This window comes from Pseudophaeobacter sp. A-200-2 (genome assembly GCF_041008815.1).
Taxonomy (GTDB): Bacteria; Pseudomonadota; Alphaproteobacteria; order Rhodobacterales; family Rhodobacteraceae; genus Phycobacter; species Phycobacter gallaeciensis_A.
Genome location: NZ_JAXGFU010000004.1, coordinates 199,228 through 223,736, shown reverse-complemented (window position 1 = coordinate 223,736; position 24,509 = coordinate 199,228). Strand labels below are relative to the sequence as shown.

Sequence of the window (24,509 nt, the reverse complement as noted above, 5' to 3'; positions counted from 1 at the left end):
TAAAAGACAGGCAGATAGCAGATCCCATGATGAGCAATTTTACCCTCACAATGACATCCGGCCAGGCAGGCGTTTCTGCCCGGGCGGCTGTGCTTTGTCTGGGGGCATGGGGTCTGTGCAGCTGCGACGGGGAGGGGGCACGATGAACCGGAAACTGAAATCCGCAGGTGTCCTGTTGCTGTCTGCGGCAGTGCTGGCTGGCTGTGGCAGCTCTTTCAGCGACCGCACGCTTTATGATGGCGTAGCGTTCAAGGCGAAGGCGAAACCGGTGGACAAGAAGGTCACGCGGGCCGATTTCCGTGTCGAGGTCTCCAAGGCGTCGCAATCCTTCAAGGGCGCGCGTATGGCTGCGCATCACGCTGGCGTCACCTATTGCCTGAGTGAAGCCGGTTACGGCACCTCCGACATCATCTGGGACGTGGATCCCTACGACCCCGAGGCCGAGCTGCGCCTTGATGGCGACACCGCGATTTTCCACGGGACCTGCGACACGTGATCGGTATGGCCTCATATCCTGGCCCGGCGTTATTGCATAACGACGCAGGCTCCCCGTTCCATTGGCGCTCCGCAAAGAAGGAGAGTCATGTGAAACGGGTTGTTCTGTCATTTGTGTCCGCTGTCGCGCTGGCGCTGGTGCCATCGTCGCTGCTGGCGAAGCCGCCGCTGCGCTCGGTCGCGGAAATCGAAGAACCGCTGTTTGCCGTCGCTGTCGCCAAAGAGATCGCCGATCACTGCGACAGCCTGAGTGCGCGATTCTGGAAGGGCGCCGGAGAGTTGCGACGCCTGCGCGCGCGGGCCAATGACCTTGGCTATTCGGACACTGAAATCCGCGCCTACATCGGCTCGGACACGGAAAAGGCCCGGATGCGGGCAAAGGGAGAGACGCTGTTTGCAAGCCGTGGCGTCTCATACGGAAAACCGGAATCCTTCTGTGCGTTCGGACGTACGGAAATTAAGAACAACAGCGCGATCGGCGTTTTACTGAGGGCGAAATAGACCATGTCTGACCTCCGCAAGATCAACATTGACGGAACCGAGATTGAGGTGGACGGGGCCATGACCCTGATCCAGGCGTGCGAGGAGGCCGGGGTAGAGATCCCGCGTTTCTGCTATCACGAACGCCTGTCCATCGCCGGCAACTGCCGTATGTGCCTGGTCGAAGTCGTTGGCGGCCCGCCCAAGCCCGCAGCCTCCTGCGCCATGCAGGTCCGCGATCTGCGCCCCGGCCCCGAGGGTCAGGCACCGGTGGTAAAAACCAATTCACCGATGGTGAAGAAGGCCCGCGAAGGCGTGATGGAGTTCCTCCTGATCAACCACCCGCTCGATTGCCCGATCTGCGACCAGGGCGGCGAATGCGATCTGCAGGATCAGGCGATGGCCTATGGCGTCGACTTCTCTCGCTTCCGTGAAGCCAAGCGTGCCGTGGATGATCTGGATCTGGGACCGCTGGTCGGCACCGCCATGACCCGTTGCATTTCCTGCACCCGCTGCGTGCGTTTCACCACCGAAGTCGCCGGCATCACCCAGATGGGTCAGACCGGTCGCGGCGAAGATGCGGAGATCACCTCCTACCTGAACGAGACGCTGGATTCGAACCTGCAGGGCAATATCATCGATCTTTGCCCGGTTGGTGCGCTGACTTCGAAACCCTATGCGTTTACCGCCCGCCCCTGGGAGCTGACCAAGACCGAAACCATCGACGTGATGGACGCGCTTGGCTCGAACATCCGCGTGGACACCAAGGGCCGCGAAGTCATGCGGATCCTGCCGCGCAACCATGACGGCGTGAACGAAGAGTGGATCTCTGACAAGACCCGTTTCGTCTGGGACGGTCTGCGTCGCCAGCGTCTGGACAAGCCCTATGTGCGTGTTGATGGCAAACTGCGCCCCGCCACATGGCCCGAGGCGCTGGATGCCGTGGCAACTGCAATGAAGGGCAAGAAAGTTGCCGGTCTGATCGGCGATCTGGTGCCGGTCGAGGCGGCCTTTGCTCTGAAACAACTCATCGAAGGTCTGGCCGGTTCGGTGGAATGCCGCACCGACAATGCGCGCCTCGCCATCGGAAACCGTTCGGCCTATGTGGGCACTGCGGCGATTGAGGATATCGACGCGGCGCAGGCGATCCTGCTGGTCGGCACCAACCCGCGCGACGAAGCGCCGGTTCTGAACGCCCGTATCCGCAAGGCCTGGCTGAAGGGTGCCAATGTGGGGCTGATCGGCGCCGCTGCGGATCTGACCTATGATTACGAACACATCGGCACCGACCGCGCTGCGTTGGACGCTGCTGTGGCAAACGCCCATGACATTGCGGATAAGGCGCCGGTCATCATCGTGGGGCAGGGCGCCCTGCGTGAGGCGGACGGTCTGGCCGTGATGGCCAAGGTTCAGGAGCTCGCCGCCAAATCCGGCGCCAAGGTTCTGGTACTGCACACCGCCGCAGCCCGTGTTGGCGCGATGGACATCGGCGCCGTGACCGAAGGCGGCATGGCCGCAGCCATCGATGGCGCCGAGGTGATCTACAACCTGGGGGCGGATGAAGTCGAAATCGATCCGGGTGCCTTCGTTGTCTATCAGGGCAGCCACGGTGACCGCGGCGCACACCGCGCCGACGTGATCCTGCCGGGCGCAGCCTATACCGAAGAAAACGGTCTTTTCGTCAATACCGAAGGTCGGCCGCAGCTGACCTTCCGCGCGGGGTTCGCACCGGGCGAGGCGAAGGAAAACTGGGCCATCCTGCGCGCGCTGAGCGCTGAGCTGGACGCGAAACTGCCTTACGACTCGTTGGCGCAGCTGCGTCAGGCGATGGTCGGCGAAGTTCCGCATCTGGCGAAGGTGGGTGAAGTTATCGAAAACGAGGTTGTCGCGCTCGACGGCGAACCGCTGGGCAAGGCCGACTTCCTGCCTGCGGTGAAGGACTTCTACCTGACCAACCCGATTGCACGTGCATCGCAGCTGATGGCCGAACTCTCGGCCGCAGCAAAAGCCCGTAAGACAGACAAGATCGCGGCCGAGTGATCCGCGCGGCGCTCATATCGTCCTTGCTGCTGGGGGCCTGCGCGCAGGTGCCCGGTACCGGCGTGGCAGACGGGTCCACCCCTGAATACAAAGGGGTCGAGACCAGCCTGCTGAACGGCGATCTGGTGCGTTTCAACGTTGCTATGTCCGGTGCCCGCTCCGAGGCGGACCTGGATGACTATGCCGAATGTGCGGCCGCGCAATATGCGCTGATCCGGGGCTACGGCTTCGCGCGTCACGTGCGCACAAAAATGAAACAAGAGGGTGGCGTTCAGACTGCAGATGCTGTCTACACCATCTCGCCCTCCCTCCCGCGCGGTCTGCGCACCATCGACGCTGAAGTCGTGGTCGCCGACTGTGAGGCAAACGGAATACCCACGGTGTGAGGACCTATGGCTGAATTCTTTAACACCCCAGGCGGCATCGCCATTCTGATACTGGCGCAAGTGCTTGCAGTTGTTGCCTTTGTCATGATTTCGCTTTTGTTCCTCGTCTACGGGGACCGCAAGATCTGGGCGGCGGTGCAGATGCGCCGGGGCCCCAACGTGGTGGGCGTCTACGGCCTGCTGCAATCGGTGGCCGACGCGCTGAAGTACGTCGTCAAAGAGGTCGTCATTCCGGCGGGGGCGGACCGCAGCGTCTTCATTCTGGCGCCGCTGACATCCTTCGTCCTGGCGATGATCGCCTGGGCGGTGATCCCGTTCAACGATGGCTGGGTCCTTTCGGATATCAACGTGGCGATCCTGTATGTCTTCGCGGTGTCCAGCCTTGAGGTTTACGGCGTCATTATGGGTGGCTGGGCCTCGAACTCGAAATATCCGTTCCTTGGCTCCCTGCGCTCTGCCGCGCAGATGATCTCTTACGAGGTGTCGATTGGCCTGATCATCGTTGGTGTGATCATCTCGACCGGTTCGATGAACTTCAGCGAAATCGTGCGCGCACAGGATGGCAACGCAGGCCTGTTCAACTGGTACTGGCTGCCGCACTTCCCGATGGTCTTCCTGTTCTTCATCTCGGCGCTGGCTGAAACCAACCGGCCGCCGTTCGACCTTCCCGAAGCGGAATCCGAACTGGTTGCGGGCTATCAGGTTGAATATTCGGCAACGCCGTTCCTCTTGTTCATGGCCGGTGAATATATCGCCATCTTCCTGATGTGCGCGCTGACCACGCTGCTGTTCTTTGGCGGCTGGCTGTCCCCGATCCCGGGTCTGCCTGATGGCGTCCTTTGGATGGTTGGAAAGATGGCCTTCTTCTTCTTCCTCTTTGCGATGGTAAAGGCGATCACCCCGCGCTACCGCTATGACCAGCTGATGCGCCTTGGCTGGAAGGTCTTCCTTCCCTTCTCGCTGGTTTGGGTGGTCTTCGTCTCCTTCGCTGCAAAATTCGACTGGTTCTGGGGTGCCTTCGCACGCTGGACAACTGGGGGCTGATCATGACGCAGATCGATTACACCCGCGCCGCCAAATACTTCCTGCTGCAGGATTTCTGGCAAGGCATGAAACTGGGCCTGAAGTACTTCTTCGCGCCCAAGGCCACCCTCAATTACCCGCACGAAAAGGGGCCGCTGTCGCCCCGCTTCCGCGGTGAGCACGCGCTGCGTCGTTATCCCAACGGCGAAGAACGTTGCATTGCGTGCAAACTCTGCGAGGCGGTTTGCCCCGCTCAGGCGATCACCATCGATGCCGAACCGCGTGAAGACGGCAGCCGCCGCACCACGCGTTACGACATCGACATGACCAAATGCATCTACTGCGGTTTCTGTCAGGAAGCCTGCCCGGTGGATGCGATCGTGGAAGGGCCGAATTTCGAATTCGCCACCGAGACCCGCGAAGAGCTGTTCTACGACAAGGAAAAGCTGCTTTCGAACGGGGAGCGCTGGGAAGCCGAGATCGCCCGCAACCTGGAAATCGACGCCCCGTACCGGTGAATGAGAGATGAGCGAAACCAAGAACCCCTTTGAGGCCATGATGGCCCAGGCCCACGAGATGGCCCGGGCTCTCAATCCCGGCCTTGAGCATTTCTCGCCCAAGGGGTTCGAGGCGCTTTGGCCGACCATGCCCAAAGAGGCGATGGAACTGATGTTCGGCAGGACCGTCAACAAGGACGGTCTGGACGCCAAGACCCGGCTGCTTCTGACGCTGGCCGGGCTGACCATGCAGGGCGCGCAGGCGGATACCGCCGTGCGCCAGACCGTGCGCCACGCTTTGGAGGCGGGCGCGAAGAAACAAGAGATCGTTGAAACGATCGGACAGATGTCGGTCTTTGCCGGCATTCCGGCCATGACCCGCGCGCTCGAGCTGGCGCAGGAGGTCCTGGACGACAAAAGGGACGATGAGACATGAGCGTTTTTGCCTTCTACCTCTTCGCCATCAGCGCCATCACCGGCGGGCTGTTCACTGTGATCAGTCGCCAGCCGGTACACTCGGTGCTGTGGCTGATCCTGGCCTTTATTTCCTCGGCCGGGTTGTTCGTGCTGCTGGGGGCGGAGTTCGTCGCCATGCTGCTGGTCATCGTCTACGTGGGGGCGGTCGCTGTTCTGTTCCTCTTCGTGGTGATGATGCTGGATGTGGATTTCGCCGAGCTGAAAGCGGAGATGGCGAGGTACATGCCGGTCGCGCTGCTGATCGGCCTTGTCATCCTGATGCAGTTCGTCATGGCCTATGGCGCCTGGGAAAGCGCGCCGCTGGCATCCGAGCTGCTGGCGCAGCCGACTCCGACGGATACCCACAACACCGAGGCGCTTGGCCTCATCATTTATGACCAATATTTCCTTCTGTTCCAGTTGGCGGGCCTGATCCTGCTGGTGGCCATGATCGGCGCCATCGTGCTGACCCTGCGCCATCGCAAGGACGTGAAGCGTCAGGACATCGTCGCACAGATGATGCGTGACCCGGCCAAGGCGATGGAACTCAAGGACATCAAACCGGGGCAGGGGCTGTAAGGCAATGATCGGACTTGAACATTATCTCACCGTCGCGGCGACACTGTTCGTCATCGGCATCTTCGGACTGTTCCTGAACCGCAAGAACGTGATCATCCTGCTGATGAGCATCGAATTGATGCTCCTCGCGGTGAACATCAACCTTGTGGCCTTCTCCAGCTTCCTTGGGGATCTGGTGGGGCAGGTCTTTACCCTGTTCGTGCTGACCGTGGCCGCCGCTGAGGCCGCCATTGGCCTGGCGATCCTGGTTTGCTTCTTCCGCAACCGCGGCACCATCGCCGTGGAAGACATCAACGTGATGAAGGGCTAAAGCGTTATGGAAACCATCCTTCTCTTTGCCCCGCTGGTCGGGGCGGTGATCTGCGGCTTTGGCTGGAAGTTCATCGGCGAAAAGGCCGCCACCATCACGGCGACGGGCCTGCTGTTCTTCTCGGCGATCCTGTCCTGGATTACCTTCCTGTCCTTTGACGGGACCACGCAGCACATCGAAATCATGCGCTGGATCGAAAGCGGCTCGCTTTCGACCTCCTGGGGCATCCGGCTGGACCGGCTGACTGCGATCATGCTGATCGTGGTGACCACGGTTTCCAGCCTCGTGCACCTCTACTCCTTCGGCTACATGGCCCATGACCCGCAGTGGAAAGACGGCGAAAGCTACAAGCCGCGCTTCTTTGCCTACCTGTCCTTCTTCACCTTCGCGATGCTGATGCTGGTGACCTCGGACAACCTGGTTCAGATGTTCTTTGGCTGGGAAGGCGTCGGCGTTGCCTCTTACCTTCTGATCGGTTTCTACTACCGCAAGCCTTCGGCCAATGCCGCTGCGATGAAAGCCTTCATCGTCAACCGTGTCGGTGACTTCGGCTTTGCGCTGGGTATTTTCGGCCTGTTCTTCCTGACCGACAGCATCAGCTTTAACGACATCTTCGCGGCCACGCCCGAGATTGCCGAAACACAGCTCAGCTTTCTCTGGGGCGAGTGGAACGCGGCAAACCTGATCGCGATCCTGCTGTTCATCGGTGCCATGGGTAAATCGGCGCAGCTGATCCTGCACACCTGGCTGCCGGACGCGATGGAAGGCCCGACGCCTGTGTCGGCCCTGATCCACGCCGCAACCATGGTGACCGCTGGTGTCTTCCTGGTCTGCCGCATGTCGCCGCTGATGGAAGTGGCGCCGCAGGCGACTATGTTCATCACCGTGCTGGGTGCCACGACGGCCTTCTTTGCCGCCACCGTGGGTCTGGTTCAGACCGATATCAAGCGCGTCATCGCCTATTCCACCTGTTCGCAGCTTGGCTACATGTTCGTGGCCGCAGGCGTGGGCATGTATTCGGCAGCGATGTTCCACCTGTTCACCCACGCCTTCTTCAAGGCCATGCTGTTCCTTGGCGCGGGTTCCGTGATCCACGCAATGCACCATGAACAGGACATGACGAACTACGGTGGTTTGCGCAAAAAGATCCCCTATACCTTTGCTGCGATGATGATCGGTACGCTGGCCATCACCGGTGTTGGTATTCCGCTGACGCATTTCGGTTTCGCTGGCTTCCTGTCCAAGGATGCGATCATCGAAAGCGCCTATGCAGGTGGATCCATGTATGGCTTCTGGCTGCTGGTAATCGCTGCTGCGATGACCTCCTTCTACAGCTGGCGCCTGATCTTCCTGACTTTCTATGGCAAGCCGCGTGGCGACAAGCACACCCATGATCACGCGCATGAAAGCCCGATGGTCATGCTGATCCCGCTGGGTGTTCTGGCGCTGGGTGCGGTCTTCTCAGGCATGGTCTGGTACAACAGCTTCTTTGGTCACACCAATCAGGTCGGCAAGTTCTATGGCATTCCCTACGCTGAGGCTTCGGCTGAAGGCCACGGCGACGCCCATGGCGAAGCTGCAAACGGTCATGGTGCTGCAACCGATGGCCATGGCGATGCTGCCAAGGGTGAGCATCACTATGTCTTCACCGGCAACCCGGGTGAGGGGGCTCTGTACATCGCGCCGGACAACCATGTCCTGGACGATGCCCACGCGGCACCGTGGCAGGTCAAGACCGCGCCCTTCATTGCGATGCTGGGCGGTCTGATCCTGGCGCTGTGGTTCTATATCTGGAACCCCTCGCTGCCCGCACGTCTGGCCGAGCAGCAGCGTCCTCTGTACCTGTTCCTCCTGAACAAGTGGTACTTTGACGAGCTGTACGATGCGATCTTTGTCAAACCCGCCCTGGCGATCGGCCGCTTCTTCTGGAAGAAGGGCGACGGCAAGACGGTTGACGGTTTCCTGAACGGTGTGGCTCTGGGCATCGTGCCCTTCTTCACCCGTCTCGCTGGCCGGGCCCAGTCCGGCTTCATCTTTACCTATGCCTTTTGGATGGTGCTGGGCATTGCCGCCCTTGTCACCTGGATGTCGATCGGCGGAGGAGCGCACTGATGGACAACATCCTTTCTATTATCACCTTTATCCCGGCATTTGCGGCGGGCCTGATGGCCCTGTTGCTCCGGGGAGAGGATGAAGCGGGTCAGCGCAACGCCAAATGGATCGCGCTTCTGGCGACAACGATCACCTTCCTGGCGTCGGTCTATATCTATGTGAACTTTGACGCCACCAACACGGGCTTCCAGTTCGTGGAAGAGGCCGACTGGATCTTTGGTCTGAAGTACAAGATGGGTGTCGACGGTATCTCGGTACTCTTCGTGCTGCTGACCACATTCGTGATGCCGCTGACCATTCTGGCCAGCTGGAATGTCACGGTCCGCGTCAAGGAATACATGGTGGCCTTCCTGTTGCTTGAGACCCTGATGCTGGGCGTCTTCATGGCGCTGGATCTGGTGCTCTTCTACCTGTTCTTCGAAGCGGGCCTGATCCCGATGTTCCTGATCATCGGTATCTGGGGCGGCAAGGAGCGGATCTACGCCTCCTTCAAGTTCTTCCTCTACACCTTCTTCGGTTCGGTCCTGATGCTGGTGGCCATGGTGGCGATGTACGCTGACGCGGGCACCACCGACATCGAGACCCTGCTGACCCACAGCTTCTCGGCCGCGAGCTTTGACGTGCTGGGTATCCATGTGGTGGGCGGCATGCAGACGCTGATGTTCCTGGCCTTCTTCGCCTCCTTCGCGGTGAAGATGCCGATGTGGCCGGTACACACCTGGCTGCCGGATGCGCACGTTCAGGCGCCGACCGCAGGCTCGGTCGTGCTGGCAGCGATCATGCTGAAGATGGGCGGCTATGGCTTCCTGCGCTTCTCCCTGCCGATGTTCCCGGTCGGATCGGACGTGATGACTGATCTGGTGCTCTGGATGTCCGCTATCGCGGTTGTCTACACCTCGCTGGTGGCGATGGTGCAGGAGGATATGAAGAAGCTGATCGCCTACTCGTCGGTCGCGCACATGGGTTTTGTGACCATGGGTATCTTTGCGGCCAACCAGCAGGGCGTAGACGGTGCGATCTTCCAGATGCTGAGCCACGGTTTCATCTCGGCTGCGCTGTTCCTTTGCGTTGGCGTGATCTACGACCGTATGCATACCCGTGACATCGACGCCTACGGCGGCCTTGTGATCCGGATGCCTGCCTATGCGCTGGTCTTCATGTTCTTCACCATGGGCAACGTCGGCCTGCCGGGCACTTCGGGCTTCATTGGTGAATTCCTGACCCTGATGGGCACCTTCCAGAAGAACACCTGGGTTGCGGCTGTTGCTGCCACTGGCGTGATCTTCTCGGCGGGCTATGCGCTGTGGCTCTATCGCCGTGTGGTCTTTGGCGATCTGATCAAGGAGAGCCTCAAGACCATCAAGGACATGGATGCCCGCGAGCGGTTCATCTTTGCGCCGCTGGTGGTGATGACGATCCTTCTGGGCGTCTACCCGTCGCTTGTCACCGATATCATCGGCCCGTCGACTGAGGCTTTGATCTCGAATTTCAACCATTCTCTGGCTGCCGCTGACACCTCGTCGGCGACCCAGATTGCTTCGCACTAAGGGAGCCAAGGCAGATGATCCAAGCTGATCTCTCCGTCGTCCTGCCAGAGATTATTCTGGCTGTTTACGCAATGCTGGCGCTGCTGGCGGCGGTTTACACGGGCAAGGACAAGCTGGCCGCGACGCTGGTCTGGTCCACCGCAGCCCTGATGGTCGCCCTGGCGGTCTGGATCGCAACCGGCGGCAATGGCACGCACGAGGCCTTCGGCGGTATGTTCGTCGATGATGGCTTTGCCCGCTTTGCCAAGGTTCTGGTTCTGATCGGCGCCGCAGCCGTGCTCGTGATGGGACAAGAGTACATGTCGCGCCGCGGCATGCTGCCCTTTGAGTATCCGATCCTGGTTGCGCTCAGCACCGTGGGGATGATGGTCATGGTGTCGGCGGGCGACCTGATGGCGCTTTACATGGGGCTGGAGCTGCAATCGCTCGCGCTTTATGTGGTTGCAGCCTTGCGCCGCGACAGCGTGAAATCGACCGAAGCGGGCCTCAAGTACTTCGTGCTGGGCGCACTGTCTTCCGGTCTGCTGCTCTATGGCGCCTCGCTGGTCTACGGTTTTGCCGGTACCACGAAATTCGCCGGTATCATTCAGGTGGCAGAGCATAACCACATGTCGCTGGGCATGCTGTTCGGCCTCGTCTTCCTGATCTCGGGCATGGCGTTCAAGGTCTCGGCCGTTCCGTTCCACATGTGGACCCCGGACGTTTACGAAGGTTCGCCGACGCCGGTTACCGCCTTCTTCGCCACCGCGCCCAAGGTTGCTGCGATGGGTCTGTTCGCCCGTGTTCTGCATGATGCATTCGGCGGTGCGGTTACCGACTGGCAGCAGGTCATCGTGGTTCTGTCGGTTCTGTCGATGTTCCTCGGCGCCATTGCCGCCATTGGACAGACCAACATCAAACGCCTGATGGCCTTCTCCTCGGTCGCGCATATGGGGTATGCGATGATCGGTCTGGCAGCGGGTACCGAACAGGGGGTAACCGCGATGCTGGTTTACCTGGCCATCTACGTCACCATGAACATCGGCACCTTCTCCTTCATCCTGATGCTGGAAAAAGACGGCACACCGGTCACCGATATCAACGCTCTGAACCAGTTCGCATCGCGCGAGCCGGGCAAGGCGCTGGCGGTGCTGATCCTGATGTTCTCGCTGGCCGGTGTTCCGCCGATGCTGGGCTTCTTTGCCAAGCTGGGCGTGTGGCAGGCGGGTGTTGATGCGGGCCTGATGGGGTTGGTTGTGGCCTCGGCTGTCGCCTCGGTTATTGGTGCCTTCTACTACCTACGTATCGTGTTCTACATGTACTTCGGCTCCGGCGAAGGTGAGGTCGAGATCAAAGGATCTCCGGTGCTGACGCTGGCGCTGATGGGATCGGCTGCGCTGATGCTGATCGGGGTGGTCTACCAGTTCGGTATCGACGGGGCAGCGGCTGCTGCCGCCGCAACGCTTGTAAATTGATCTGTCGTTCAGACAGTGTCGGAAGGCCCGGTCACATGACCGGGCCTTTTGTGCGTAAAGGTGGAGGCGTTTGATGACCTGGCCGACGGGATATGGGAAACGGGTTCTGCCCGAGGTGGACAGCACCCTGGACGAGGCAGCGCGGATCGTCGGTGAGCTTCAAGGCCCCGAGTGGATCCTGGCGCTGCGTCAGACCAAGGGACGCGCCCGCCGTGGCCGCGACTGGAAAGATCCCAAGGGCAATTTCGCAGCCACGCTGGTGATCCGTCCCGAAGGTACGGCGTCGCAGGTGGCGTTGCGCAGCTTCGTAGCCTCTCTGGCGGTCTATGACGCCTGCGAGTCCCTGACGGGACGCAGCGAAGGACTGGCGCTGAAATGGCCCAATGATGTGCTCCTGAACGGTGGCAAGCTGGCCGGTATCCTGTTGGAAAGCGTCGGACAGGGCACAGGCGTCAGCCACCTGTCCATCGGGATCGGGGTGAACCTGATGGAAACACCGATGAAGGAATGGTTGGAGCCCGGCGCCGTGTGGCCGGTTTCGCTGCTGTCGGAGACCGGTATTCAGGTCGCGACAGAGGATTTCCTTGAGGCGCTGGCTGCGGCCTTTGCCCGATACGAGGAGCAATTCGTAACCTACGGGTTTGAACCGATCCGTACCGCCTGGCTGGCCCGCGCGGCCAAGCTGGGTGAGGTCATCACGGCACGCACCGCAACGTCGGAAACCGAAGGCACGTTTGAAACGGTGGACGCCAGTGGCAACCTTGTCCTAAACACCGCCAAAGGCCGCATTTCGATCCCGGCCGCGGATGTCTATTTCTAGGAAGGACAAGCCCATGCTTCTGGCCGTCGATTGTGGCAATACCAATACCGTCTTCTCGATCTATGACGGAGAGCAGTTCATCGGCATGTGGCGCACCGCCACCGATTGGAAACGCACCGCGGATCAGTATTACGTCTGGCTCAACACGCTGATGCGGCTACAGGGGATCGAGGCGGATATCACCGACATGATCATCTCCTCTACTGTGCCGCGGGTGGTGTTCAACCTCCGTGTTCTGGCGGACCGCTATTTCAACACCCGGCCCCTTGTGGTTGGCAAGCCCGATTGCCTGCTGCCGGTCGAAGTACGCGTGGATGAAGGCACCGCCGTGGGGCCGGACCGTCTGGTCAATACGGTGGCCGGCTTCGATCACTACGGTGGCAATCTGGTGATGGTCGATTTCGGTACTGCGACCACCTTTGACGTGGTGGCCGAAGATGGTGCCTATGTCGGAGGCGTGATCGCCCCCGGCGTGAACCTTAGTCTTGAGGCTCTGCATCAGGCGGCCGCTGCGCTGCCCCATGTGGACATCTCTAAACCGCAAAAAGTCATCGGCACCAATACCGTGGCCTGCATGCAATCTGGCGTGTTCTGGGGCTACGTGGGGCTGGTGCGAGAGATATGCACCCGCATCAAGGAAGAGCGCGGTGTGCCTATGAAAATCATATCAACAGGCGGGCTGGCGCCTTTGTTCCAGCAAACGGCGGATCTGTTTGACGCATTCGAGGACGACCTCACGATGCATGGCCTACAGGTCATCCATAAATACAATAAGGATAACGGTACTCCGAATGAGCACTGAACGATTGATCTATCTGCCCCTTGGCGGGGCAGGTGAAATTGGCATGAACGCCTATGTCTATGGCTATGGTAAACCGGGCAAGGAACGGCTGATCCTGGTGGATCTGGGCGTTGCGTTTCCGGATATGGAGACCAGCCCGGGCGTGGACCTGATCATGCCCGACATCACCTGGCTGAAGGAACGCGTTGACCAGCTTGAGGCGATCTTCATCACCCATGGTCACGAGGACCACATCGGGGCGGTCTCGCATCTCTATGGGGATCTGCGGGTTCCGGTCTACGCGCGCGCCTTTACTGCCAACCTTGCCCGCCGCAAGATGGAAGAGCGCGGCCATGATCCCAAGGTGGTGCAGACCGTATCGGCATGGCCCGAAGTCACCAAGCTCGGCCCCTTCACCGTTGGTGTCGCGCCGATGTCCCACTCCATCCCCGAAAGCGGCGCATTGGTGATCGACAGCCCGGCTGGACGGATCGTGCACACCGGCGATTTCAAACTGGACCCGAACCCGTTGGTCGGTGAGGCTTTCGATCCGCAGATGTGGACGGAAATTGCCGCGCCGGGCGTGCAGGCGATGGTCTGCGATTCCACCAACGTCTTCTCGGCTCATCCTGGGCGCTCTGAATCCGAACTGGCGCCGGAGATTACCAAACTGATCGAGAGCGCAACCGGTATGGTTGCTGCCACCACCTTTGCCTCCAACGTTGCGCGAGTGAAGACCCTTGCTGAGGCGGGCGAGAGGGCAGGGCGGTCGATCGTCCTCTTGGGCCGTGCCATGCTGCGCATGGTTGAGGCCGCCGTGGAAACCGGTGTGCTGAAGGATTTCCCCAAGGTGATCCAGCCTGAGGATGCGCAGGAACTGCCGCGTGACAACGTGATGCTGATCACTACCGGTAGCCAAGGCGAACGCCGGGCGGCAACCGCGCAGATGGCACGCGGGAAGTATCGGGGGCTTGAGCTGAAGGCCGGTGATCTGTTCCTGTTCTCCTCGAAAACCATTCCGGGGAACGAGAAGGGCGTGATCCGCATCATGAACCAGTTCTCGGAGCGCGGCGTCGACGTCGTAGATGACAGCTCGGGCCTGTACCACGTGTCGGGCCATGCCAACCGTCCCGACCTTGAACAGCTGCACGCGCTGGTCAAACCGAAGATCTTGGTGCCGATGCACGGCGAACACCGCCACCTGCGCCAGCATGCGCGCATCGCTGAGGAAAAAGGCTATGCCAGCGTTGTGGCGGTGAACGGCACCATGCTGGATCTTTCCGGTGATCAGGGGCCGAAGATCGTCGACTATGTGGACACCGGCCGGACCTATCTGGATGGATCGGTCAAGATCGGCGCGCTGGATGGCATCGTGCGTGACCGGATCCGCATGGCGCTGAACGGCCACGTGGTGATCACGGTGATCCTTGATGAAGAAGACGAACCACTGGGAGAGCCCTGGTGCGATATCAAAGGCCTAGCGGAGACCGGAACATCCGATGCGGCGCTGGCTGAGGTGATCGAAGAGGACCTGAACCAGTTCCTGATGCGCGCCGGTGCCAAGACCCTGCGCGACGATGACAAGCTGGAAGGCGAGTTGCGCCGTGTGGCGCGTCAAACCGCGAACAACGAGATCGGCAAGAAGCCTGAAGTAACAGTGGTGATCAGCCGTATGCGCTGATCCCTCCTTGTCAAAGACTGAAAACGAAAACGCCCTGACTGGATAAGTCAGGGCGTTTTTGTGAGCGGTGGTATTCGAAAGTGCGATCAGGCGTGGCGCGGGCGGTGCACCAGTGCGGTAATCTTGTGGACGGCGCCGCCGATGCGTGCCACCACGGCGCGCAGCATGTTGCCCATTGCCGCGCTGCGCATTGCATGGGCACGCTGCTCGATGGCCTGGATGTCCTGTGCGGTGAGCGGGGTGTTGTCGAACTGGGTCATTTAACTTTTCAACCTATGAGATGTGTCTGTCTTGCTTGCGGGTGACATAGTCCCCTGCGGCGGGTTTGACATCCGGTCAAATGGTCAATGCCGCCATGCTGCAGGTGCAAAGCAAGTCACCAAGCCGCGAATGATCGGTTGGCAGGCGCCGTAGGGGAGAACGAAAAACGGCTGCATCCCATTCAGGATGCAGCCGTCAAAACTGTCAAAGTGCTGATGCGTCAGCTAGCGCGGCGTTCGTCAAAGGACAGCGCGATAAAGCTGGGCATGTGATCGCCCATGCCTACAACCTTGCGGTCGTCACGGCGGTCCTGCTTGCCTCCACGGCCACCACGCGATTGTTTCGCTGGCTTTTCAGCATTGGCCGATTTGTCGCCAGAGCGGGACTGGGGTTTTGGCGCGGTTGCTGTGTCCGTATCCGCGTCTGCTGCCTGATCTGCCTTTGCATCCTTGGGCGCGTCCTGACCCTTGTCCGTCGATTTGCCACGACGGCTGCGGGTCGGCTTGGGCTTGCTTGCGGCTGTATCATCCTTGCCTGCGTCCACAGCATTTTCGGTGGATTTGCGGCTGGGTGCCTTTTTAACAGGGTTTTCCAAGCGGGCGATGGTCTTTTGAACCAGGCTTTCGACTGCATCCAGCGCCTTTTCATCGCGCGGGGTGCAGATGGTAATCGCCTTGCCCTCACGACCGGCGCGGCCGGTGCGGCCAATCCTGTGCACGTAGTCTTCGGCGTGGCCGGGAACGTCGTAGTTGAACACATGGCTGACGCTGGGCACGTCGAGGCCGCGCGCAGCCACGTCCGAAGCCACCAGAATGCGCAACTGGCCCTCACGGAACCCATCAAGGGTTTTGGTCCGCTGGCTTTGATCCAGATCGCCGTGAATGGGCGCGGCGTCATAGCCGTATTTCTTCAGCGACTTTGCCACCACATCCACGTCCATCTTGCGGTTGCAGAAGATGATCGCATTGGTCAGCTTTTCGCCTTCCTGATCGATCAGCGCGCGCAGAACCTTGCGCTTTTCGCTACCTTCGCGATCCTTGCGGGAGGCTTTGAATTCCACAACGGCCTGTTCGATGGTTTCCGAGGTCGTCGCCTGGCGGGCTATTTCGATCCGCTCGGGGTTCGACAGGAAGGTGTTGGTAATCCGCTCGATCTCCGGCGCCATGGTGGCCGAGAAGAACAGGGTCTGGCGGGTAAAGGGCGTCAGGCCAAAGATGCGTTCGATATCGGGGATAAAGCCCATATCGAGCATCCGGTCGGCTTCGTCCACCACCATGACCTTCACATCAGAGAGGATCAGCTTGCCGCGTTCGAAATGGTCAAGCAGACGACCGGGCGTTGCGATCAGAACGTCGACGCCCTTGTCGATCAGCTGGTCCTGTTCCTTGAAGCTGACGCCGCCAATCAGCAGGGCCTTGGTCAGTTTCAGGTGCTTGGTGTAGGTGTCGAAGTTTTCAGCAACTTGTGCTGCCAGCTCGCGCGTGGGGCAGAGCACCAGGCTGCGCGGCATCCGCGCACGCGCGCGACCGCGGGCGAGCATCGTGATCATCGGCAGAGTGAAAGAAGCGGTCTTCCCGGTGCCGGTCTGGGCGATCCCCAGAACGTCGCGTCCCTCCAGCGCGGGCGGAATCGCTCCGGCCTGGATCGGGGTGGGGGATTCATACCCGGCTTCCTCAATTGCCTTGAGGACCTTGGGGTTCAAGTTCAGATCGGTGAATTTTGTCATATGCGTCCGTTTTTGCGGACACTGACCAGGCCCGCGCGTGTGTGAGTCAGCCGGTTTCGCAAGGTCATGCGGTTTGGCAGCTTCCGGCTTCGGGGCGGACTTAGCAAAATACGGGTGCACCGTCAATTGAAGGCTGATTTTGCAGGAAAAAACGCGGTTTTTCGCGCTCTTTCGGTGCATATTTGCAGAGTTTATCGCCCTTTAGGCGAATTTTGGAAAATGTTTGGTGCGTTTCTCCGCGAGGCGCAGTTCACGGATTCGCAGGCAGCCTTCCTGTTCAAGCCGCGCCCGCAGTTCCGCGCTGTCGGCGCAGGTCTCCTCAAAAAAACCGCGCAGACCGTCGGTACCCTGTTCCGCTTCGATGGCCGAGAGGAGTTCGTGCAGATTGATACCGCCCTTGTCGCGGGGCCGGGCTGGTTTCAGCTCGGATCGGTAGGAGCCCTGCTTCAGCCGGTAGCTGTAATGCGACAGCCAGCTGTCCCAATCCCGGGCGTGAAGATGGCACAAGTCGACATCCGGCAGGACCACTTGGCTGGGATTTTCCTCCCCGTCCACGAAGAAATTGTGGATGCGCAGCTTGCCCTCTTCCATGCCGGGACGGACGAAAAGCTTGCCTTGGGTATGGCTGAGAAAGCCGCTGAGCAGATGCTCGCCATAGGTGGGATAAAGCTGCCCGGCCCGGGCACCTCTGTCGCTACCACGGGGGATTTGCGTCTTGAAGGCAGAGCCGTCGCCTCCGGCCAGGCTTTCAATCGGGTACGCGCGCGCGCAGAGAGCCGTTTCGGGCTGGCGCGCCAGCACCTGTGACAAGGGCTCTTTGGACCAGAGGAATTCATCCACATCCATATGGATCAGCCAATCCAGCCCCTTGCTCTGACGTCTGTAGGCGCGGGTGGCATTCAGGGTTTGCCGGACCTGGTGCTTGTCAGGTTTGCCTCCCTTGCGCCGCTGCGCCCAGGAGGCATCATCGCAGTCGAAAACCCGGATCTTCGGGTGCTGCGCCAAGAGATCGCGTGCCTCGGGGCAGGGGGCATCAAGATAGAGGAAAAGCCGATGCGCGCCTGCGTCGAGATGATAGGCGGCAAAGTTCAGCACATCCTTGGCCTGGGCCTTGATGGTGCTGACGATACCCCATGTCTGTGTCGGCGAATGTGTCAGGGCAGCCTCTTAGAACGGCGGTTCAGCAGGACGGCGCAGTCGGCGGTCGTCTCCAGATCACCGCCGGTCTGGAAACGCGCCCGGGCCATGTTGAACCGCCCGGGCATTGATGGTGTTAGACCATCATTTCCTTGGTCGCGGTCAGTTTCAAGTCCGGATAATCCCGCTCCACCCGGTCGATGTCCCATTGCAGCCGCGTCAGGTAGACGGTGTCGCCGTCATGGTCTGTCGCGATGTGCTGCTTGTTGGCGTTGATGAATTTCTCCACCGCCGGTTTTTCCCCGGAGACCCAGCGGGCCGAGGTAAACTGAGAGGGCTCAAAACGCACTGGCAGGCCGTATTCCATCTCGATCCGGCTGGCGAGCACTTCGAACTGCAAAGCCCCCACAACGCCGACGATGAAGCCGGAGCCGAAGGAGGGTTTGAAGACCTTGGCGGCGCCTTCCTCTGCGAATTGCATCAGCGCCTTTTCCAGGTGCTTCGCTTTCATCGGATCGCCCGCCCGCACGGTCTGCAGCAGTTCCGGCGCAAAGGAGGGGATACCGGTCGCCCGCAGGGCCTCGCCTTCGGTCAGCGTATCACCAATCCGCAGCTGGCCGTGGTTCGGAATACCGATGATGTCACCCGCCCATGCCTCTTCCGCCAGTTCCCGGTCCGAAGCCAGGAACAGCACCGGGTTCGAGATCGCCATGGGCTTCTTGGTGCGCACGTGGGTCAGCTTCATGCCGCGTTTGAAATGGCCCGAGGCCATGCGCACGAAGGCGACGCGGTCGCGGTGCTTGGGGTCCATATTGGCCTGTACCTTGAAGACGAAGCCGACGACCTTCTTTTCCTCCGGACAGACCTGGCGCGGGCTGGCCTTTTGCGGCTGCGGCTCGGGGCCGTATCGGCCGATGCCATCCATCAGTTCCTTCACCCCGAAAGAGTTGATCGCAGAGCCGAACCAGATCGGGGTCATATGACCCTCCAGCACGGATTGCGGGTCAAGGGTTGGCAACAGCTCCTTGGCCATCTCCACCTCTTCCAGGAACTTTTCGAGCAGATGCGCAGGCACGTGTTCTGCCAGTTTCGGATCGTCCAGCCCTTCGATCGAGATGCTCTCGGCAACCTTGTTGCGGTCGGCGCGGTCCATCAGCTCCAGCCGGTCACGCAACAGGTCATAGCAGCCGATGAAATCGCGCCCGACTCCGATGGGCCAGCTGGCGGGGGTCACGTCAATCGCCAGCATCTCCTGGATTTCGTCAATGATCTCAAACGTGTCGCGGCTTTCCCGGTCCATCTTGTTACAGAAGGTCAGGATCGGCAGATCGCGCAGGCGGCAGACTTCGAACAGTTTCTGCGTCTGGCTCTCGACACCTTTGGCGCCGTCAATCACCATCACCGCCGCATCCACCGCCGTCAGCGTCCGGTAGGTGTCCTCGGAAAAGTCCGAGTGGCCGGGCGTGTCCACCAGGTTGAAGCGGAAACCGTCGAAATCGAACGACATGGCCGAGGCCGAAACCGAGATGCCCCGGTCCTTTTCCATCTGCATGAAGTCCGAGCGCGTGCGCCGCGCTTCGCCCTTGGCGCGCACCTGACCGGCCATCTGGATCGCGCCGCCATAGAGCAGGAATTTCTCGGTCAGAGTGGTCTTGCCCGCATCCGGGTGCGAGATGATCGCAAAGGTGCGGCGCCGCGCGATTTCGGGCGGCAGTTCGGGGCGGTTTGTGACGGAATCCAGCATGAGCGCGCGTATATCAGGATTGCGGGTCGAGGCAAGAAAAACAGGCGGGCCCCTACGTGCACTGGGCATACACCGGGTCGATTGCATGTCCCGGCAACCCTTTGTCAAAATGTCTAACTTGCGTGCGCCGCGTCTCGGGGAGGTTTCAGCCCGACGTCACCCTCTTTCAGCGCACGACCTTCAACCCCACAAGTGCTTGTGAGACAGCGCTGCGCAGCGCCAATGAACAATGCGAACGTACAAGTTGCTTCTCGCTGGTCGAAAAATTGGCCCAATCTTTGGCTTGCAAGTTACCTGGAATGACAGATCGACCGCTTACCTGTTTGCCTTCAACAACTTGACTGCCAGTCGCGGGATCGACCAGAGATGCGGTGAGGCCAACTGTGCAGGCATTCTCCCCGATAAGCGCTTTATTTACTGCAGGGTTGCGAACCCACAGGACAAAACGCGGTTGGTATTTTTCACCTTTGGCTTTTTCAGCACTTGCGATGGCGCCGATTGCAAATAGCCCGCCGCCGAGGGCAAAGAAGTCGCGTCCGGGATTGTAGTTCTGGCCCAGAATATCTAGGGGCGTTTGCTGAAGTACGATGACGGCGCCGGTCTTCTGCGCCGCTGCGCCAGTGTGCGAGGGAACGTTTGCGACGACTGCGCCTGTCGGGGTGAGTTGTTCCCTTACAAAACCGCCCGTCGCCGATGCGGCGTTCCATCCCAATTTGCCGTCAATCGGCTGTGGCTCGGCGAATGCAGCGTCCCAGTAAGTCGACACAACATTATCACTGATTTGAGTGACTAGGCCGATTTTTGAATACTGCGCTTGCGCATCACTCGGAATACCGACCTGGGTCGTATCCAAGCACCCGGTTAAACTCAGGGCTGCGACCACGCTGAATAGTCGGATGAGGCTTTTTGCTTCCATGACCTTTCCCCTTTCGGTTCCGCGCGCAAAGCATTCTGAACCGACCTACAGATACAGGCCTTGATCCGTATCATGGCAAAAGTACGGAAATGGCATCGCACCCACCCTTTGGAGAGGGGCGCGTCCGCGGCATCAACGCGGTGCTGCGCATCTACTGGATGGCACTGCTATCGGGCCACTTCCAGGCGCACGAGAGGGACGACACCATCCTGCGCATCGCGCTGAATGCGCAACGCAGGCAGAGGGAGGAGTGGGACGAGAGGGAGAGGCGCAGAGAGTGAGGGGCGGCAGGCTGCACAAACTCGCCATTCGCATGTGGTACGGCATCCACTATGTTATGGCTCCGGTTTCGTGTTCTGATTTTCGCGAGACCGGACGTTCAGATATGCAGCATCGACTGCGGCAATTCCACATTTGGTGCTGAGGTCAGCGCCGCGAAAAAAATGGTGTCCCTTGATCTGATGCACGGGGCGAAGAGAAATGTTCTTTTCGTTCATTTCCCATACGCCCAAGGCCTTCGCCGAGCGCCTGTTCGCCGCAACCGACACCCAGGCTGCGCCATCTGAAAGCTCCGCGGGGATGTCGATTGTTCCACCTGCGCCAATCGGCAGGGCTCCGGTTCCGGCTGATTGAATGTCCAGGGCTGGTCAGCACGTGTCAGCTGTGGCCGTAGTAGGTTTCGGGGTCCACAAGACCCCCATCTTCCGTCGCGATATAGAACACGCCATCTTTCACTTCGCCGAGCTTGCCGTATTTTGAATGCGTGACCTCGAAGTCATTCAATGTGACGCGACCGTCCTCATCAAAGCTTGTCGAGGTTTCTACTGTGATACCAAAGTCGCGGGTCAATTCCGACGCAAGCACATCGTACCACATGCCGGTGGCTTTCAGGTCGTGAGCCTGTTTTTCATTATTTTTTCTAATGTCTTCCGAAGACATCCCATCAACAATGCCTTCGATCATCTCCAGGGGCGTGTTGGCCGAAGCATACACCACTGAGTGCCCTGATGACGCATCTTCAAGCTGAACTTCAAACTTGTTTCTAGGGAAGTTCGCCTGATTGGCAGCGGTAATCATATCACCCAGCCGTGTCGCAGCAGCCAAAATTGCGTCCTCACGAGTCTCATAAGCCCTCATGCCCGGTTGCTGAGCCTTCGCCATGGAATGGGCCGTGTAGAGCCCCAAAGACAGACGGTTCTTGTATCCGTTCTCCGCCTGGAACGCATCGGACTCTGCCTGTCTTGCATAGGCATCGGCGAACATTTTGGCGCGCTGTGCAGGATCTGTATACTGCATCCCGTAGGTACCGCCTTCCTTCGGAATTCCGGTTTTTGCGTCTGCCGATGCGCCGGACTCGCCTGCAATTGCAGCACGTGCAATCCTGCTGATGGCGATTTTCAGGGCCTGATCGGAGCCTGATGGCGCGGCCAGTGAGTTTTTTGATGCCTCAATACTGTTTTGGCGTGTCCCTGCGGTATCAAAAAGGGAGAGCGTATTCGCGTTCAGGGATTGATTGATAAGCATGGTGACCTCTAAATGTCTCAAAGCATTGAACCATTCTGGCATCGGGAGGTTTAAAAAATCATCCAGATTTAAACACGTATAGGTGGAATATTATTGCAATTTTAGAGAATGTAATGCCGTTTAAAACGACGATGCAATGGTTCTGCACAAACTCAAAACCTGCGTTGGACAGAGTGGCTAGATCAGCGCCTGCAAGCAAGATGCTGGTGCCATCAACCGTGAACTCAACACCCTCCAAAGTTTGCGTGATCGCAAGATCGTTTATGTCGATTGCGGTGGTTCCAAACAGCCGAATGAAGCCTTCTCCATCGGCGAAGTCCGTCACGACGTTGGTGCCATGGTTTTTGGAGAAACGAAGTGTCTAACATCAGCGTCCGCCATCTGAGCACCGCCTATACAGCAGTTTCAACAGATGTCTTCTTCGACGGACCGCAGTGCAGCACCAGAGGGGGGCGATCAATGACAGGTTTGGGCCGGGTCGTCGAAGTTTGCAACTGTCGCTAGCTGAGCACGGCTGACCAGGGCGGACGGCTACCGCAGCGACGCCCTCTTCAACAGCTCCACCAGATCCGGGCGGTCCAAGAGCGGGCTTGGCACGTCCAGCCCGTGGCTGTCGCGGCGCTGGGGCGGGATGGACCCGTCTGCGATCCGCTGCAGCAGGCCTGGGGGAAGGGCGGGTTCGGTCACCGGGTCCAGGAACAGGCTTTCGGCGGCGATGCCCTCGGCATAGACGATGTGATGGCGGTCGAACAGCAGCTGGAAATAATCCACGAACCCGCCGTCCTGCACCACTACGCTGTCTCCGTTCACCAGATGGCGGGCGGCGACCAGTAGTTCCGGCGTTCCCGCCCCCAGCGCATCGTGGCGTTGGTAGACCATCAGCCGGTGATCGGGGCTGACCAGCAGGTCGCGGGCGTTGTTGAGCGTACCCTTGCGGATCAGGATCGGGGCCATGGCGCCGGTGGCGCGGCTAGTGGTCTGACCGATCCAGCGCAATTCCTGCACACCATCATCGCGGGTCAGGATGCGGTCCCCGGGGCGCAGATCCTCGATCGGTTTCTGGGCGCCGGTGGCGAGGGTGATATGAGTGCCCCGGGTAAAGGCGATCGAGGCCATCTGCGCCAGTCGCGCCCGGGCCGGCGCGCGCTCGGCCTTCAGAAGCGTATATCCGGTCTGCGGCATCAGCGGCGCCATCGGCACCAGGTAGACCGCGGCGATCAGCCCTTCGGCATCGACCTCCACCATCACCAGCGCATCCACATTGGGACCGGCCTCGGCCATCAGGGTGAGCGCGCAGTCAAGATGCAGCGCGGCGCCGGGCTGGCCCAGCTCGCTGTCTTCGGCGAGGGTGAAACTGCCATCACTGGCGCTGGCCACTGACAGGCGTCGCGGGGCTGTGGCGCCGGGGGCGAGCATATAGACATCGTCCAGCACCAGATCCTCCAGCACCCCCAGCGGATCGCCCATATTGGCGCCGGTCTCCACCAAAAAGGCGGCGGCGGCATGGGCCGGGATGGATCGGATCGCAGTGCGGTCGGCTGTCACGGTATGGCTCGTCTGTGCAAAGAAGGGGCGGCGCGGGCGCCAGCGGTTGGTTTAACCTATCCGGGAAATATGGCACGAAACAGACGACAACGGACAGAATTTCTGACCCGTGATCACGACATAGGTGATCATGGCGGGGGCGGGAAGGCTGGTCAACGGCGGGCGCAGAGTGCACAGTCTGCGCCGGAAACGAAGAATCCAGATGGAGGACGAACATGGAACTGGGAATTGCAGGCAAGCGCGCATTGGTCTGTGCCAGCAGCAAGGGTCTGGGGCTTGGCTGTGCCGAGGCGCTGGCCGAAGCCGGGGTCAATCTGGTGATGAACGCACGCGGAGAAGAGGCGCTGCTGGCGGCGGCGCAGACCATCCGCGATACCTATGGCGTCGAGGTCGAAACCGTGGTGGCAGACGTGACCACCGCCGAAGGCCAGCAAAAGGTGCTGGAGGCCGCAGGCGCGGCCGACATTCTGGTGACCAACGCAGGCGGCCCGCCCCCCGGCATGTGGTCGGACTGGGAGCGTGACGATTTCATCAAGGCGCTGGATGCCAATATGCTGGCGCCGATCGCGCTGATGAAGGCGCTGCTGCCCGGCATGATGGAGCGCGGCTGGGGCCGGGTGGTCAATATCACCTCGCAATCGGTGAAGGCGCCGATTGCGGTGCTGGGCCTGTCGAATTCGGCGCGCGCTGGTCTCACCGGCTATGTTGCGGGCACTTCGCGGCAGGTCGCAGGCAGCGGTGTCACCATCAACAATCTGCTGCCGGGCATTCACGCAACCGACCGTGCCGTGTCGCTGGACACCGGCGTGGCCGGGCAAAAGGGCATTTCCATCGAAGAGGCCAAGTCCCAGCGGGAGGCGACCATTCCGGCGGGCCGCTATGGCACCCGGCAGGAGTTCGGCGCGGCCTGTGCCTTCCTCTGCTCGCAGCATGCGGGCTTTATCGTGGGGCAGAACATCCTTCTGGATGGCGGCGCCACCAATATGACGCTGTAA

Annotated in this window: 24 protein-coding genes; 16 read left to right on the top strand and 8 right to left on the bottom strand. The window is 60.2% G+C overall.

Annotated elements, in window-relative coordinates:
• Positions 1–142: 142 nt before the first annotated feature.
• From SM766_RS08330 to SM766_RS08260, 15 genes are all read left to right on the top strand, one after another.
• A complete protein-coding gene (locus tag SM766_RS08330; RefSeq protein WP_065273123.1) occupies positions 143–496 on the top strand; it encodes a hypothetical protein in 354 nt (117 codons plus the stop codon).
• Positions 497–585: 89 nt separating this feature from the next.
• Positions 586–996, top strand: coding sequence for a DUF5333 domain-containing protein (locus SM766_RS08325; protein ID WP_065273124.1), 411 nt, complete (start codon positions 586–588; stop codon positions 994–996).
• A 3-nt stretch (positions 997–999) separates the two neighbouring features.
• The gene (nuoG, locus tag SM766_RS08320) at positions 1,000–3,015 is read left to right on the top strand and encodes an NADH-quinone oxidoreductase subunit NuoG (RefSeq protein WP_368947489.1); all 2,016 of its coding nucleotides are present in this window, start codon (positions 1,000–1,002) and stop codon (positions 3,013–3,015) included.
• Entirely contained in the window at positions 3,012–3,401 is a 390-nt protein-coding gene (locus tag SM766_RS08315; RefSeq protein ID WP_274831825.1) for a YNQ4 family lipoprotein, read from the top strand. The genes nuoG and SM766_RS08315 overlap by 4 nt, the downstream gene beginning before the upstream one ends.
• 6 nt (positions 3,402–3,407) lie before the next feature.
• The gene (nuoH, locus tag SM766_RS08310; RefSeq protein WP_065273127.1) at positions 3,408–4,445 is read left to right on the top strand and encodes an NADH-quinone oxidoreductase subunit NuoH; all 1,038 of its coding nucleotides are present in this window, start codon (positions 3,408–3,410) and stop codon (positions 4,443–4,445) included.
• A gap of 2 nt (positions 4,446–4,447) precedes the next feature.
• A complete protein-coding gene (nuoI, locus tag SM766_RS08305; RefSeq protein ID WP_065273128.1) occupies positions 4,448–4,942 on the top strand; it encodes an NADH-quinone oxidoreductase subunit NuoI in 495 nt (164 codons plus the stop codon).
• 7 nt (positions 4,943–4,949) lie between these two features.
• The gene (locus SM766_RS08300) at positions 4,950–5,357 is read left to right on the top strand and encodes a carboxymuconolactone decarboxylase family protein (RefSeq protein WP_065273129.1); all 408 of its coding nucleotides are present in this window, start codon (positions 4,950–4,952) and stop codon (positions 5,355–5,357) included.
• Entirely contained in the window at positions 5,354–5,956 is a 603-nt protein-coding gene (locus tag SM766_RS08295; protein ID WP_065273130.1) for an NADH-quinone oxidoreductase subunit J, read from the top strand. The genes SM766_RS08300 and SM766_RS08295 overlap by 4 nt, the downstream gene beginning before the upstream one ends.
• Positions 5,957–5,960: 4 nt before the next feature.
• The gene (gene nuoK / locus SM766_RS08290) at positions 5,961–6,266 is read left to right on the top strand and encodes an NADH-quinone oxidoreductase subunit NuoK (RefSeq protein ID WP_005624625.1); all 306 of its coding nucleotides are present in this window, start codon (positions 5,961–5,963) and stop codon (positions 6,264–6,266) included.
• A gap of 6 nt (positions 6,267–6,272) precedes the next feature.
• A complete protein-coding gene (nuoL, locus tag SM766_RS08285; protein WP_368947488.1) occupies positions 6,273–8,378 on the top strand; it encodes an NADH-quinone oxidoreductase subunit L in 2,106 nt (701 codons plus the stop codon).
• Positions 8,378–9,925 (top strand): NADH-quinone oxidoreductase subunit M, encoded by a 1,548-nt coding sequence (locus tag SM766_RS08280; protein ID WP_368947487.1) that lies wholly within the window; start codon positions 8,378–8,380, stop codon positions 9,923–9,925. Before nuoL ends, SM766_RS08280 begins: the two co-directional genes overlap by 1 nt.
• Before the next feature lie 14 nt (positions 9,926–9,939).
• A complete protein-coding gene (gene nuoN / locus SM766_RS08275) occupies positions 9,940–11,379 on the top strand; it encodes an NADH-quinone oxidoreductase subunit NuoN (RefSeq protein WP_065273133.1) in 1,440 nt (479 codons plus the stop codon).
• Positions 11,380–11,449: 70 nt separating this feature from the next.
• On the top strand, positions 11,450–12,199 hold the full coding sequence (locus SM766_RS08270; protein WP_368947486.1) for a biotin--[acetyl-CoA-carboxylase] ligase: 750 nt from the start codon (positions 11,450–11,452) through the stop codon (positions 12,197–12,199).
• Positions 12,200–12,212: 13 nt separating this feature from the next.
• Entirely contained in the window at positions 12,213–13,001 is a 789-nt protein-coding gene (locus SM766_RS08265; protein ID WP_274828795.1) for a type III pantothenate kinase, read from the top strand.
• A complete protein-coding gene (locus SM766_RS08260) occupies positions 12,991–14,661 on the top strand; it encodes a ribonuclease J (RefSeq protein ID WP_368947485.1) in 1,671 nt (556 codons plus the stop codon). The genes SM766_RS08265 and SM766_RS08260 overlap by 11 nt, the downstream gene beginning before the upstream one ends.
• A gap of 86 nt (positions 14,662–14,747) precedes the next feature.
• On the opposite strand, the gene SM766_RS08255 is transcribed toward SM766_RS08260, so the two are convergent.
• The 8 genes from SM766_RS08255 to SM766_RS08220 all read right to left on the bottom strand — a co-directional run bounded on the left by SM766_RS08255 (position 14,748) and on the right by SM766_RS08220 (position 23,514).
• Positions 14,748–14,921, bottom strand: a complete 174-nt coding sequence (locus tag SM766_RS08255) for an RSP_7527 family protein (RefSeq protein ID WP_274831831.1) — start codon at positions 14,919–14,921, stop codon at positions 14,748–14,750.
• A gap of 221 nt (positions 14,922–15,142) precedes the next feature.
• Positions 15,143–16,648, bottom strand: a complete 1,506-nt coding sequence (locus tag SM766_RS08250) for a DEAD/DEAH box helicase (RefSeq protein WP_368947484.1) — start codon at positions 16,646–16,648, stop codon at positions 15,143–15,145.
• Between the two features lie 201 nt (positions 16,649–16,849).
• Entirely contained in the window at positions 16,850–17,743 is an 894-nt protein-coding gene (locus SM766_RS08245) for a glycosyltransferase family 2 protein (protein WP_368947483.1), read from the bottom strand.
• A 178-nt stretch (positions 17,744–17,921) separates the two neighbouring features.
• The gene (locus SM766_RS08240; protein ID WP_065273138.1) at positions 17,922–19,529 is read right to left on the bottom strand and encodes a peptide chain release factor 3; all 1,608 of its coding nucleotides are present in this window, start codon (positions 19,527–19,529) and stop codon (positions 17,922–17,924) included.
• A 166-nt stretch (positions 19,530–19,695) separates the two neighbouring features.
• Complete coding sequence (locus SM766_RS08235; protein ID WP_368947482.1) at positions 19,696–20,445, bottom strand: hypothetical protein; 750 nt, start codon at positions 20,443–20,445, stop codon at positions 19,696–19,698.
• A gap of 657 nt (positions 20,446–21,102) precedes the next feature.
• A complete protein-coding gene (locus SM766_RS08230; RefSeq protein WP_368947481.1) occupies positions 21,103–21,969 on the bottom strand; it encodes a hypothetical protein in 867 nt (288 codons plus the stop codon).
• Between the two features lie 58 nt (positions 21,970–22,027).
• Positions 22,028–22,294 (bottom strand): hypothetical protein, encoded by a 267-nt coding sequence (locus SM766_RS08225; protein WP_368947480.1) that lies wholly within the window; start codon positions 22,292–22,294, stop codon positions 22,028–22,030.
• 206 nt (positions 22,295–22,500) lie between these two features.
• Positions 22,501–23,514: a Hint domain-containing protein gene (locus SM766_RS08220; RefSeq protein WP_368947479.1), complete on the bottom strand. Its 1,014-nt coding sequence runs from the start codon at positions 23,512–23,514 to the stop codon at positions 22,501–22,503.
• Between the two features lie 215 nt (positions 23,515–23,729).
• On the opposite strand from SM766_RS08220, the gene SM766_RS08215 reads away from it, so the two are divergent.
• Positions 23,730–24,509 (top strand): SDR family oxidoreductase, encoded by a 780-nt coding sequence (locus tag SM766_RS08215; protein WP_274868058.1) that lies wholly within the window; start codon positions 23,730–23,732, stop codon positions 24,507–24,509.